At 55.6% G+C, this 12,458-nt stretch carries 11 protein-coding genes and 1 tRNA gene; 7 read left to right on the top strand and 5 right to left on the bottom strand.

Going from position 1 to position 12,458, the window contains the following annotated elements; genetic code table 11:
* The first annotated feature begins 217 nt into the window (after positions 1-217).
* From HFD87_RS11505 to ompC, 4 genes are all read left to right on the top strand, one after another.
* The gene (locus HFD87_RS11505; RefSeq protein ID WP_010248373.1) at positions 218-1,573 is read left to right on the top strand and encodes a TolC family outer membrane protein; all 1,356 of its coding nucleotides are present in this window, start codon (positions 218-220) and stop codon (positions 1,571-1,573) included.
* A 16-nt stretch (positions 1,574-1,589) separates the two neighbouring features.
* Positions 1,590-3,743, top strand: coding sequence for a type I secretion system permease/ATPase (locus HFD87_RS11500; protein ID WP_167423462.1), 2,154 nt, complete (start codon positions 1,590-1,592; stop codon positions 3,741-3,743).
* Positions 3,740-4,909 carry an HlyD family efflux transporter periplasmic adaptor subunit gene (locus tag HFD87_RS11495; RefSeq protein ID WP_010248368.1) on the top strand — a complete coding sequence of 390 codons (1,170 nt, stop codon included), beginning with the start codon at positions 3,740-3,742 and terminating at the stop codon, positions 4,907-4,909. The genes HFD87_RS11500 and HFD87_RS11495 overlap by 4 nt, the downstream gene beginning before the upstream one ends.
* Positions 4,910-5,507: 598 nt before the next feature.
* On the top strand, positions 5,508-6,626 hold the full coding sequence (ompC, locus tag HFD87_RS11490) for a porin OmpC (RefSeq protein WP_031292696.1): 1,119 nt from the start codon (positions 5,508-5,510) through the stop codon (positions 6,624-6,626).
* A 17-nt stretch (positions 6,627-6,643) separates the two neighbouring features.
* Here ompC and HFD87_RS11485 read toward each other — a convergent pair whose 3' ends face one another.
* Both HFD87_RS11485 and HFD87_RS22830 read right to left on the bottom strand, forming a co-directional pair.
* A complete protein-coding gene (locus tag HFD87_RS11485) occupies positions 6,644-6,838 on the bottom strand; it encodes a hypothetical protein (protein WP_010248364.1) in 195 nt (64 codons plus the stop codon).
* Positions 6,839-6,987: 149 nt separating this feature from the next.
* Positions 6,988-7,098, bottom strand: a complete 111-nt coding sequence (locus HFD87_RS22830) for a hypothetical protein (RefSeq protein WP_010248361.1) — start codon at positions 7,096-7,098, stop codon at positions 6,988-6,990.
* Positions 7,099-7,269: 171 nt separating this feature from the next.
* Between HFD87_RS22830 and apbE the strand changes: the two genes are divergently transcribed.
* The 3 genes from apbE to HFD87_RS11470 all read left to right on the top strand — a co-directional run bounded on the left by apbE (position 7,270) and on the right by HFD87_RS11470 (position 10,706).
* On the top strand, positions 7,270-8,316 hold the full coding sequence (gene apbE, locus HFD87_RS11480) for an FAD:protein FMN transferase ApbE (RefSeq protein ID WP_167423461.1): 1,047 nt from the start codon (positions 7,270-7,272) through the stop codon (positions 8,314-8,316).
* The gene (gene alkB / locus HFD87_RS11475) at positions 8,316-8,957 is read left to right on the top strand and encodes a DNA oxidative demethylase AlkB (RefSeq protein WP_033767444.1); all 642 of its coding nucleotides are present in this window, start codon (positions 8,316-8,318) and stop codon (positions 8,955-8,957) included. Before apbE ends, alkB begins: the two co-directional genes overlap by 1 nt.
* Before the next feature lie 96 nt (positions 8,958-9,053).
* The gene (locus HFD87_RS11470; protein ID WP_010248354.1) at positions 9,054-10,706 is read left to right on the top strand and encodes a multidrug ABC transporter permease/ATP-binding protein; all 1,653 of its coding nucleotides are present in this window, start codon (positions 9,054-9,056) and stop codon (positions 10,704-10,706) included.
* 170 nt (positions 10,707-10,876) lie between these two features.
* Here HFD87_RS11470 and HFD87_RS11465 read toward each other — a convergent pair whose 3' ends face one another.
* The 3 genes from HFD87_RS11465 to HFD87_RS11455 all read right to left on the bottom strand — a co-directional run bounded on the left by HFD87_RS11465 (position 10,877) and on the right by HFD87_RS11455 (position 12,385).
* Positions 10,877-11,593, bottom strand: a complete 717-nt coding sequence (locus HFD87_RS11465) for a 4'-phosphopantetheinyl transferase (RefSeq protein WP_167423460.1) — start codon at positions 11,591-11,593, stop codon at positions 10,877-10,879.
* A gap of 71 nt (positions 11,594-11,664) precedes the next feature.
* On the bottom strand, positions 11,665-11,868 hold the full coding sequence (locus HFD87_RS11460) for a hypothetical protein (RefSeq protein ID WP_003854174.1): 204 nt from the start codon (positions 11,866-11,868) through the stop codon (positions 11,665-11,667).
* A 440-nt stretch (positions 11,869-12,308) separates the two neighbouring features.
* Positions 12,309-12,385: transfer RNA gene (locus HFD87_RS11455), tRNA-Pro, on the bottom strand.
* Positions 12,386-12,458: the final 73 nt, after the last annotated feature.

Here is a 12,458-nt window from a genome sequence, read left to right as displayed (position 1 = left end):
CGTTCGTTCAGCAGAAATATTAACGATTTCATCTGTTTTTAGCAGGAATAAGCGCGGGATCTGATCTAATAATGTTAAAGGTCGTTTAGCGTCTCGCTTGCGAACCATAAATAAAATAACGCAGTAAATCTGTCAGACGCTGAGTAGCACCCCTTTTTGCTCGCTTTGTTCACCAGGAAAAACACCATGATGATAAGAACCCCTGTTGGTATGGATAATGAACAAAGCGCGATTAACTTTTTTGTTGTGCGCCCTGAGTGGCGTTGCAGTGCACGCGGCCTTTGCCGCACCGTTACCTAAAGCCGAATTTAACTGGCGCGCCGCGCCCACCGAAGAGCAGATTGCCAGCTTAACGCTGCGCGACGCCATTCTTCGGGCCTTCGCCCGCAATCCGAAAATCTCGGAAGCGGCGGCACAGATCCACATCGGTGAGGGGGATCTTGATGCCGCCCGCAGCGCCTGGTATCCGCAGATCTCACTGCAGGGCGCGGCGGGACGCTCTCATCAGACTGACTCCGCCGGGAGCCTGAACAATAACGGCTCCGGCGGTATCACACTCAGCCAGCTGCTCTACGACTTTGGCCGCACCGGCAGCGCCATCGATGAGCAGCACGCGCTGTCGGATGCTTATCGTTACAGCCTGTTCGACTCGATGACCACCGTGGCGGAAGATACGCTGCAGGCCTACCTCGAAGTCAAACGTTACCAGGCGCTGGCAGAAACGGCGCATACCAATATTGCCTCGCTGAAGCGCGTGCGGGATATCGCGAAACTGCGCGCCGATGCCGGCCTCAATTCCCAGTCCGACGTGCTGCAGGCAGAAACCCGCATCGCCGCGATGCAGGCCACGCTGGAGCAATATCGTGCCCAGCATCGTTCCGCCACCGCGCAACTGACCGTGCTGACCGGCGTGGTCCCCGCCACGCTGCCTGAACTGCCACAGGCGCTGCTTAAGCAGCAGATCACCCTCGACAAAATCGCCTATGAAAGCAGCGCGGCAGTGCGCAGCGCGCAGTCGAAACAGGAAGCCGCTCGTGAACGGGTGCGCCAGGCAGAGTCCGGTCACTGGCCGACGATTAAAGTGCAGGCGGGCCGGACCCGCTATGAAAACGATCGTCAATCTTACTGGGATGATGAAGTGCAGCTGCAGGTGGAAGCACCGCTTTATCAGGGCGGCCTGGTGAATGCGAAAACCCAGTCAGCGGAGGGCGATCGTGAAGCGGCGCAGGCCGCTATTCAGCAGGCTAAGCTCGCCATCAATCAAAACGCCTCTACCGCCTATGCCGACATGATTGGCGCGCAGCAGCGGCAGGCTGCCGGGGAAGTGCAGCTGGCCAGCGCCGACCATACCCGTAATGTCTACGCCGATGAATATCGCCTGAGTAAGCGCAGCCTGAACGATCTGCTTAGCGTGGAACAGGATGTGTTTCAGGCTGACAGCTCACGTATCACCGCGCTTTACGATGGCTGGGACGCCACCGTGCGTTATGCCGCCGCGGTAGACAATCTGCTCGATATCATGGGTATCGATCGCCAGCAAAGCAGCGGCGATCTCCTTCCTTCGCTGCAATAGCGATAAGGCATTAATAATGAGTACATCAACCCTGAATACCGATAACTGGATTGCCGCCATGCTGCGCGTAGCCGCGCGATTCGGTAAACCTGCCGATGGCAAAACCCTGCGTCAGCAGATGCGCTGGTTTGAACATCTGCCGGTGTCACAGCAGCTGGAACGACTCTCCGGCCTGCTGGGACTGCATCTGACCATGGTGCCGCAGAACAAACTGCGCTGGCGTCAGGAGATCACCCCGGTGGTGCTGGTGCTGGAGAATGCCAGCGTGGCGGTGCTGGAGAGCATCGATTCAGACAACAGCGCGCGCTACTGGCTCAGTGAAGGTGGCGATGTGGTGCGTGAAAGCGCGTTATCAGAACTGCTGGCACGCGCCCAGGGCGATGTCGGCGTGATTGGCGTAGCGGCGCGTGGCCGTGATGCGCGCATCGACGAATTCGTTCAGCCTTATGAGCCACACTGGTTCTGGAAAAATTTTCGCGGTATGGGCCGCCGTATCACGGAAATTTCGCTGGCCTCGGTGATCAGTAATGTGCTGGCACTGGCCGGTATTCTCTTTTCGATGCAGGTCTACGATCGGGTCATTCCGGCCCAGTCGCAGTCCACGCTGTGGGTACTGTTTGTCGGCGTGCTGATCGCTGCGGCCATTGAGTATCTGATCCGGCTGATGCGGACCCAGGTGTCAGACTTAATGGGCAAACGCATCGACCTGAAAGTCTCGGCCATGCTGTTTGCCCGGGCGATGAGCATACGTAATGAGGCGCGTCCGAAGTCGACCGGTTCGTTTATCTCGCAGCTGCGTGAGATCGACCAGGTGCGTGAGCTGCTCACCTCGACCACGGTAGGCGCAGCGGCCGATCTGCCGTTTGTTATCCTGTTCCTGTTTATTATGTCGTTTGTTGGCGGCTGGCTGGTGCTGATTCCGCTGGCGGCGATCCCGCTGATCGTCATTCCCGGTCTGCTGGTGCAGATCCCGATGGCGCGGCTGGCCAAAGAGGGTCTGCGCGAGGGCGCGCTGCGCAATGCGGTGCTGGTAGAGACCATTGAAGGGATTGAGGATATCAAGGCGCTGCAGGCGGAACCCTATTTTCAGCGTCAGTGGGAGCAGACGCACGAAGTCAGCGCCTCAATCAGTAACCAGCAGCGGTTGTGGGGCGCGCGTCTCACCGGCTGGGCCTCGACTGTGCAGCAGCTCACCTATGCGGGCATGCTGGTATTTGGTGTCTATCTGGTGCTCGATTCGCAAATCACTACCGGTACGCTGGTTGCCTGCAGCCTGCTCTCATCACGCACCATCGCCCCGCTGATGCAGCTGACCATGGTTTTCTCGCGCTGGCAGCACGCCAAAATGGCGATGAAAGGGCTGGATGAGTTGCTGAAAAAGCCGCTTGATCAGCCTGAAGCGACCACGCTGGCACACTGCCCGACGCTCACCGGCCGGTACGATCTGCGCAATGTGCACTACAGCTATGACGAAGAGAATGAAAAGAATGTACTCAACGTTCAGCAGCTGCAGATTAAGCCCGGCGAGAAGATTGCCATTCTGGGCAAAGTCGGAGCAGGGAAATCGACGCTGCTGAAGATCCTCGCCGGTCAGGCGCTGGCTACCCAGGGCAAAGTGATTGTCGATGGCGTCGATATTGAGCGTATCGATCCCACCGATTTACGTCGTCAGCTCGGCTGGCTGTCGCACGACTCCCGCCTCTTTTTTGGCACGCTGCGGCAGAATCTGATGCTGGGCAATCCCCATGCCAGCGAACAGGAGATGCTGCAGGCGCTGCGCATCAGCGGCGCGCTGTCGCTGGTCCAGCAGGATGCCGCCAGCCTGGACCGCATTATCAATGAAGGCGGGCGCGGACTTTCGGGCGGCCAGCGTCAGATGGTGATGCTGAGCCGGTTGATCCTGCGTCAGCCGCAGGTGGTGTTGCTGGATGAACCCACCGCGGCGATGGATGAACAGCTGGAGGAGCATGTGATCCGTCAGCTACAGGGCTGGATCAGCGGCCGGACGCTGGTGCTGGTGACGCACCGTCCGGCGCTGCTGAAGATGGTCGATCGTATTGTGGTGATGGATAACGGCCGGATTGTGGCCGACGGCCCGCGCGACGAGATCCTGCGCCGTGCGACGACACCCGCGTCGGCACCGTCGCCAGGTAAAGGAGACACCGCATGAGTCTGGTTATTGTTGATAAAGATCTTGCTCGTCATGAGCGCCGGACATCGGCGATTATCTGGCTCTGCACCGCCGCGCTGGCGATTTTTCTCATCTGGGCGCACTTTGCCATTCTGGATGAGGTCACGGTCGGCACCGGTAAAGTCACCCCTTCCAGCCGCGCGCAGGTGATTGACAGCCTGGATGGCGGCATCGTCAAACAGCTTAACGTGCATGAGGGCGACATTGTCGAAAAAGGGCAGGTGCTGGCGACCCTCGATCCGACACGCTTCCAGTCGAACTTCGGCGAGGCGCAGGCCAAAGTGCGCACCCTGCGCGCCTCGTCCGAGCGGCTGGAGGCGGAGCTGTCGGGCACGCCGCTGACATTCAGCGCCGAAACGCTGAAGGAGCCGAACCTGGTGACGCGTGAACGGCAGCTCTACGAGTCGCGACGCCGTAATCTCACCGAAACCATCAGTAATCTGCAGCAGTCGCTGCGACTGGTGCAGGATGAACTGCGCCTGACGGAACCGCTGGTTGCCAAAGGCGCAGCAGGGCAGGTCGAGGTGATTCGACTGCGTCGTCAGGTCAGCGATCTGCGCGGCAAAATCGATGAGGCGCGCAATGACTATCTGGTGCGCGCCCACGAAGAGCAGGTGAAAAATAATGCCGAACTGGATGCGCAATTGCAGGTTGCTGCAGGCAAAGAGGATCAGCTGACGCGTGCCACGCTCTATTCACCGGTGCGCGGCATTGTTAAAGATATTCAGGTCACCACGGTCGGTGGGGTACTGGAGCCTGGCGGTAAACTGATGGAAATCGTCCCGCTGGAGGATCAACTGCTGATTGAGACGCGCATCAATCCACGCGATATCGCTTATATCCGGCCCGGTCTGGCGGCTACCGTCAAAGTGACCGCCTATGACTCCTCCATCTATGGCGATCTGCACGGCGAAGTTGAAACGGTGTCGCCAGATACCCTGCAGGATGAGGTAAAACGTGATCAATATTACTATCGTGTTTATGTTCGTACCCAGAAAGCCGAGCTGACTAACCGTGCCGGACGTAAATTCCCGATCGTGCCCGGTATGGTGGCCAATGTAGAGATTAAAACCGGTCAGAAATCGGTTATGGATTATCTGATTAAGCCCCTGAATAAAGTCAAAGAATCGATGCGCGAGCGCTGAAAATCCGCACCTGCTAAAATATCCGCCTGCTTAATTACGGTGATAAATTAACATGGCGGATATTTGGGCAGTCAGGGCGCAAAGCGTGCGTATTTTAACAATATGTGCGGAAACAGGCCGTAGTTAATTTAACCCGGTTAAGAAAGTTTACGAAGATATAACGGAACGGTAAATAGCAGGCAAAAAAATGCCGGACAACTTGTCCGGCGGGAAATAATAAGTTGTACATCTCATTCGGGGAGAATGAAGGTAATAATGGAATAAATGATGATAGCGGGGTCTATTCTATTACCAGATTCCGTATAAGTTTTATCATTCAGTGCTTCGGAATACTCTGATGTAACCCGTTGATAACATAGCTCTCTGAATCGGTTTATCGATTTGTGCGCCATTTTTTATCGATCCGTGCTGGTTATTAGTTCCCCGTTATTTACATTATGAAATAACTGTTTCGACGTATGAAACACTTTTGGAAATTTAGTAGCATTTTCCTGGTGGATTATTGCCCGTTATAAAACAACAATGGCCTGCCGGCTGAATTTTTAATCATTCAGTTAGCAGTGGCAAATAATAAAGGCACATAACAGAGGGTAATAAAATGAAACGTCGCGTTCTCTCCCTGATGATCCCTGCGTTGCTGGTTGCAGCAGGATCAGCAAACGCAGCTGAAATCTATAACAAAGACGGCAACAAATTAGATCTCTTTGGTAAAGTTGACGGTCTGCACTACTTCTCTGATAACGATGGTTCTGATGGCGATCAGTCTTACGTTCGCTTCGGCTTCAAAGGCGAAACCGAAATCAGCAATGAGCTGACCGGTTACGGCCAGTGGGAATACCAGGCAGCGCTGAACAACGCCGAGTCTGAAGGTACGGCTGACAGCTTCACCCGTGTTGGCTTTGCCGGTGTGAAATTTGGTGATGCAGGTTCGTTCGACTACGGTCGTAACTACGGCGTAGCTTACGACATCGGCGCATGGACCGACGTGCTGCCAGAGTTCGGCGGCGACACCTACGGCGCAGATAACTTTATGTATCAGCGCGGTAACGGCATGGCGACCTACCGTAACAATAACTTCTTCGGTCTGGTGGATGGCTGGAACTTTGCAGTCCAGTATCAGGGCAAGAATGGCAACAGCACCGAGTCTCCGAATGGCCGTGACGTACTAGGTCAGAACGGCGACGGCTGGGGTCTGAGCACAACTTATGATCTGGGTTCAGGTTTCGGCATTGGTGCGGCTGCTTTCCAGTCTGACCGTACCAACGACCAGAACAGCGCAACATCAGGCATCCTCGGGAGTGGCGATAAAGCGGAAGTCTATACTGGCGGTCTGAAATATGACGCGAACAACGTCTATCTGGCGGCTATGTACTCACGCTCGTACAATGCGACCCGCTTCGGCGACAGCACCAATGACTCTTCAGCTTATGGCTATGCGGATAAAGCGGACAACTGGGAACTGGTTGCGCAGTATCAGTTCGACTTTGGCCTGCGTCCATCCCTGGCGTACGTCACCTCACGCGGCACCGATGTTCAGAACTGGGGTAAACAGAATCTGAAAAAATATATCGACGTTGGCGCGACCTACTACTTCAACAAAAACATGTCCACCTATGTTGATTACCAGATCAACCTGCTGGACGACAACGCTTTCACCGACGCAGCCGGTATCAATACCGACGACGTGGTGGCACTGGGTCTGGTTTACCAGTTCTGAGTTGTACGGGAGCGCAGTTACCGCTGCGCTCCTGCGTCACCTTTCGGGCTGAGCGCTTCAGCCTTTCGCCACTTGGTGGCTTCCGGCGCGGTTGTCACTGACGACACCACGCTGCCGAATCGCGCGCCTTCAAATGCCACGCCTGCCAGGGTGAAGGCTGAAAAGCTCAGCCAGTGATGCCATGCTGACTGCCACTTCTGTGAATTTTTCATTCTGCACCTCTCAGAGATAAACACTGTTTCAACAGTGCAGAATTCATGCCAGCTTTACCGCTCTCACAGCCACAGACCTCGCGCGCACTTTGGTACACTTGCCGCGCGCGTCAGGGCGATCTTGCCCCAATCAGGTGCAGTGAAGCCTGTTATTGGCGCGGGCGTGAGGGTGTCATGTGACGATGACGACGCTGATGCAAGACTTTATAGCTACTGAAGATAAACAGCCCCAGGGCAATGACGAGAATCAGATAGATCATCTGCCGCTCCTTACTTTGGTTAACGTTAGTCGCCTGATGAAAGGCGCATACAGGGTAGATGACCGGTGAATACTGATAGGTTTCAGAGAAATATTCAACTCTCTTTAAGCGTCTTTACCCGAAGTTTATGCTTTGTAGCAGAGCTGAATAAAGTGTTACAAGTGAGGAAAGATGCGTTCTCAGATTAATCTGCTGTTTATAGCGATGTTAGCGTTGATGTTAACGGCCTGTGATAAGCCAGCGACCACATCCGCGCTGGTGCTGGAAGGAAAAACCATGGGAACCGTCTGGCGGGTAAGCCTGGCCGGTGTGGCGAGTGAGCGCAGAGCGGAACTGCAACAGCGGATTCAGCAGCAGCTGGATGCGGACGATGCGGAGCTCTCTACCTGGAAGCCAGACTCCGCCTTATCGCGCTTCAACCAAAGCCGTGACCTGTCACCGCAGCCGGTGAGTGAAAACATGGCAGATATTGTCACGACCTCACTGCGGATTGGCCGTAAAACCGGCGGGGCGATGGATATTACCGTCGGGCCACTGGTCAACTTATGGGGCTTTGGCCCGACGAAGCAGCCCCGCCATACGCCGGATGCGGCACAAATCGCCGCCGCCCGGGCGCAGACCGGATTGCAGCATCTGCGGGTGGTGCAGGGCGCAGACGGACAGTGGCTGCAGAAAGATCTGCCAGGTCTCTATGTCGATCTCTCGACGGTGGGCGAGGGCTTCGCCACCGATCATCTGGCGCGACTGATGGAGCAGCTCGGCATCAATAACTATCTGGTGTCTGTGGGCGGCGCCGTGCTGAGCCGTGGCCTTAATGCGCAGCAGCAGCCGTGGCGGGTGGCGATTCAGAAACCGACCGATCGTGAGAATGCGGTTCAGGCGCGCGTTAATCTGCAGGGACACGGCATCAGTACCTCCGGCAGCTATCGCAACTATTATGAACTGGACGGCAAACGCATTTCTCATGTTATCGATCCCGTTACCGGACGGCCAATTGAGCATAAACTGGTTTCCGCCACGGTGATCGCCACCACGGCGCTGGAAGCCGATGGCTGGGATACCGGACTGATGGTACTTGGCACGGAAAAAGCCCAGGCGCTGGCGATTGAACAGCATCTGGCGGTCTATCTGATCAGCAAGCAGGGCGATAAATTTGTCAGCTGGATGTCGCCGCAGTTCGCTGCTTTCCTGATCCCCGCTGAATCCGGAGAACCCTGATGTTAGATCTGTTTAGTGAAGAACAACCCTGGCAGGAGACGCTGGCTGAGGGCGCGGTGATCCTGCGGCGTCGCGCACGTGAGGATGCAGAGGCGCTTTATCAGCAAATAATGGCAATTGCGGAGCAGAATCCGTTTGCCCATCGCATTACGCCCGGTGGCCATCGCATGTCGGTGGCGATGACCAACTGTGGCGATTTCGGCTGGTCGGTGGATTCACGCGGCTACCAGTATCAGCAGCAGGACAACCTGAACGGGCGTAAATGGCCGGCTATGCCGCCGCTGTTTCGTACTCTGGCGCAGCAGGCGGCGTCTGAGGCGGGGTTCCCTGGCTTTAATCCGGATGCCTGCCTGCTTAATCGCTATGAGCCGGGCGCGAAGCTGACGCTGCATCAGGATAAAGATGAGAAAGATCTGCGTCAGCCTATCGTTTCGGTGTCGCTGGGTTTACCGGCGGTCTTTCAGTTTGGCGGTTTCGAACGGGGTGACAGTACCCAGCGTGTGCTGCTGGAGCATGGCGACATTGTGGTGTGGGGCGGGCCGTCGCGCCTGCGTTACCACGGCATCCTGCCACTTAAGCCAGGCGTTCATCCGCTGGTGGGTGCCTGGCGTTATAACCTGACGTTTCGACGCGCTTTCTGACCCACCACGCCGGTTACGGCGTGGTACGAATAACTATTGCTATCATATTGCATCCCATTACACTGCAGGCTGTTTTTTGACTGCTGGATTGCCTGCATGACGTTGCTAAGCGTTGTTTTTCGCCAGTTCCGCTGGCCTTTTATCGGGGTGATTGCGCTCACGTTGTTAAGCGCCGTGCTGGGTATCGGCATGATCGCCTTTATCAATCGCGAAATGATTGTCGCCATCAACACCTCATTTGCGGTACTGCCGCAGTTTCTGTTGCAGCTGGTGGTGCTGATGGCGGTGACACTGGCCTCGCAGCTGGCGCTGACCATGCTTGGCCATCAGTTTGTCTGGCGACTGCGCGGCGAATTTATCAAGCGTATCCTCGATACCCGTATTGAACGCATCGAGCAACTCGGCAGTGCGCAGCTGCTGGCGGGCCTGACCAGCGACGTGCGGGCCATTACTCTGGCCTTTGTGCGCCTGCCGGAGCTCTTTCAGGGTGTGATTATTACGCTTGGCTCGGCGATCTATCTTGCGTGGCTGTCGCCTAAAATGCTGCTGGTAACCAGTGTCTGGCTGGGTGTCACGCTGGTTGGCGGCTGGCTGCTGGTCTCGCGGGTTTACCAGCACATGGCAAAGCTGCGGGAAATCGAAGATAACCTCTATCGTGATTATCAGACGGTGATTGAAGGGCGCAAAGAGCTACAGCTTAACCGCTCACGCGCTCAGCAGGTCTACGACACGGTTTATCAGGAAGATGCCCGCGCCTGGCGACACCACATTGTCCGCGCCGATACTTATCATCTCAGTGCGGTCAACTGGTCAAATATCATGACGTTAGGCGCTATCGGCATGGTCTTTTTTATGGCCAACAGCCTGGGCTGGGCCAATACCGCCGTCGCCGCTACCTTTTCCCTGACGCTGCTGTTTTTACGCACGCCGCTGCTCTCCGCGGTGGGCGCGTTACCGACGTTGCTCAGTGCCCAGGTCGCATTCCGTAAGCTCAATGCCTTTGACCTCGCTCCTTATCAGTCAGGATTCCACTCCGCCTCAACGTCCTCAGACTGGCAAACGCTGGAGTTGCGCGACGTCTCTTTTCACTATGGTGATAACGGCTTCCAGGTCGGGCCGGTTAACCTGACGCTGCGCCGGGGCGAACTGGTCTTTCTGATTGGCGGCAACGGCAGCGGGAAATCGACGCTGGCGATGCTGCTGACCGGTCTTTATCAGCCTCAGTCCGGCACGCTGCTGCTGGATGGCAAGCCGATAACGGCGGATGAGCTTGATGTGTGGCGCAGTCAGTTCTCGGCGGTCTTTACCGACTTACATCTGTTTGACCGGTTAATGGGACGGGAAGGGGTTGCAGCCAACCCGGCGCTGGTTCAGCTCTGGCTGGAGAGACTGAAGATGCAGGATAAGCTGAAGATTGAAGGCAACAAAGTGCTGAATCTGCAGCTTTCTAAAGGACAGAGTAAGCGACTGGCACTGCTGCTAGCGGTGGCAGAAGAGCGCGATGTGCTGCTACTGGATGAGTGGGCGGCGGATCAGGACCCTCACTTCCGACGTATCTTTTATCGCGAGCTGCTGCCATGGTTACAGCAGGCGGGTAAAACGGTGTTTGCCATCAGCCATGACGATCACTACTTCATTCATGCCGATCGGCTGCTGGAGATGCGTGAAGGCAAGTTGACGGAGCTGACCGGTAATGAGCGCGATCTTGCCACGCTCGACTCGGTAAAACGCACCGACACCGGGCTTTAACGGCAGCTGGCAAAGCTTAGCAAAAAAGCGTAGTGGCATGCTTCGCCTGAACCAGGCTACGTTAGCGATCAGCAGAAACTCCGGTTTCTGCCATTCTGAACCTTTTCTTTCGTCTGTGTTACCCCCGGCTAAACCGCAAAGTTTTAACGCGTATTGTTTAGCCGGTTTTTTTAAAGCCGATGTGTGATTAGCGTGATTACCTGAGTATCCCGCCACACAAAGCTCGCCTCCAGTAACGTTCCCATCGCAAAACACCCGCTGAAGTCCTGAGTCAGTCGCAACGTCGCGCGCTGCTGTGAGAAATCTACCGACACCAGTTCCGCATCCGGAAAGTCCATCGGCTGAAGCAGTTGCGGCCAGATGGCTTTATAAACGCTCTCTTTGAGGGAGAAGAGCAGGGTAGCGGCAGCGCGAAAAGAGACGGGCAGCGTCCGTAACAGGTGCTGTTCCTGCTCGTTCATCAGCAACTCAGCCGTTTCATGCGCCGTCGTCTCCGACATAAATTGCTCGACATCCACCCCAACAGCGCAGGGCTGACGGGTTGCCGCTACCACAACGATGCCTGCACTGTGCGACAGTGACGCCTGAATGCCAGCGGGCCAGCAGGGGGATCGATCAGCTGCATTGGTCAGAATGAAATCAGCAATACCCAGTTCTGCCATCACTGACCGGACCAGCAGACGGCTGGCGAGGTATTCAGCACGCCGTTTACTGACAGCCTGCTGCAGTCGGGCGGGCAGCGGAATATCCCATTCGACAGCCAGCCCGTCATGATACTTTTGCGGATCGAAGTGACTCACCGCCAGCAAAGGATCGCTGCGGTTAAGGTGCCGGGAAAGGATAAAGCCGCCTGCAACAGGCGGCAGCGGCAGGTCGGGATAGCGCATGCGGGACCATCATCAAAACCAAAAAGGCATTAAATCAGGCGCGATGGATCAGGGCAAGCAGCCCGCCGGAATCAGTCGTTGGGAGGAATGGCAAAACTCTTCAGAGAAACAACGAAATGGTGGTGACCCCTGCTGATGCGTGCACCTCGGTCGCACCAGTGGCTTGCCAGACGAAAGAAATCGTCGCTGCCAATGTCATACGCCAGTTCCACTTTGCTAATGCCTGAATGCAGCAATGCTTCTGCATCTTTCAGGCTTTTCGCTTTGATCGCCATAAAAATTATCCGTCAATTTCTGGGGATTTCAGGGTAGGCATTTTCTGTGACATTTTTGTTTCAGTTTGATGAATAAGCGCAGCCGGTAGCCGATTTTGTGAAGCAGATCAGATTATAATGCAACTGTTAACCTGCTGATTGTAAGAGGAATGTTAACTGCCACACGGGACTATTCTGAATGTTAAACGGAGAGATAAGCTGAGATAGAAAGGCCGCGTCAGACGCGGCCCCGTGGGTTACTTCTGGTCTGGCGGGGAAGGTTGCTTATCGCCTGACTCGGGTGCTTCTGTTGGATCGTCTTTTTCAATATATGTCATGAACTCTCCTCTTGTTACCCACACGCAGTTAAGTATAGAACGAATTGTGGAAGGTGCGAGGAACGTTAAGGTTTGATGACATAAACGAAAAAAGCAGCCTTTAGGGCTGCTTTTCAGGGAATTTGGTCGGCACGAGAGGATTTGAACCTCCGACCCCGGACACCCCATGACCGTGCGCTACCAGGCTGCGCTACGTGCCGAACACTGGAGGATTAGTCTACTGGTTATCACCATTAATGCAAGATACCTGCAGACTATTTGCCTGATTATTAA

This window comes from Pantoea sp. EKM21T (genome assembly GCF_011800405.1).
GTDB classification, from domain to species: domain Bacteria; phylum Pseudomonadota; class Gammaproteobacteria; order Enterobacterales; family Enterobacteriaceae; genus Pantoea; species Pantoea agglomerans.
The sequence above is the reverse complement of the archived record's forward strand: the minus strand, read 5'-3'. Positions and strand labels throughout refer to the sequence as shown.

Bases quoted from the DNA above. Each gene is read 5' to 3' on its own strand.
- HFD87_RS11465 (WP_167423460.1), bottom strand. From the start codon at position 11,593: ATGCGCTATCCCGACCTGCCGCTGCCGCCTGTTGCAGGCGGCTTTATC.
- alkB (WP_033767444.1), top strand. From the start codon at position 8,316: ATGTTAGATCTGTTTAGTGAAGAACAACCCTGGCAGGAGACGCTGGCT.
- HFD87_RS11500 (WP_167423462.1), top strand. From the start codon at position 1,590: ATGAGTACATCAACCCTGAATACCGATAACTGGATTGCCGCCATGCTG.
- HFD87_RS22830 (WP_010248361.1), bottom strand. From the start codon at position 7,098: ATGATCTATCTGATTCTCGTCATTGCCCTGGGGCTGTTTATCTTCAGT.
- HFD87_RS11495 (WP_010248368.1), top strand. From the start codon at position 3,740: ATGAGTCTGGTTATTGTTGATAAAGATCTTGCTCGTCATGAGCGCCGG.
- apbE (WP_167423461.1), top strand. From the start codon at position 7,270: ATGCGTTCTCAGATTAATCTGCTGTTTATAGCGATGTTAGCGTTGATG.
- ompC (WP_031292696.1), top strand. From the start codon at position 5,508: ATGAAACGTCGCGTTCTCTCCCTGATGATCCCTGCGTTGCTGGTTGCA.
- HFD87_RS11470 (WP_010248354.1), top strand. From the start codon at position 9,054: ATGACGTTGCTAAGCGTTGTTTTTCGCCAGTTCCGCTGGCCTTTTATC.
- HFD87_RS11460 (WP_003854174.1), bottom strand. From the start codon at position 11,868: ATGGCGATCAAAGCGAAAAGCCTGAAAGATGCAGAAGCATTGCTGCAT.
- HFD87_RS11505 (WP_010248373.1), top strand. From the start codon at position 218: ATGAACAAAGCGCGATTAACTTTTTTGTTGTGCGCCCTGAGTGGCGTT.
- HFD87_RS11485 (WP_010248364.1), bottom strand. From the start codon at position 6,838: ATGAAAAATTCACAGAAGTGGCAGTCAGCATGGCATCACTGGCTGAGC.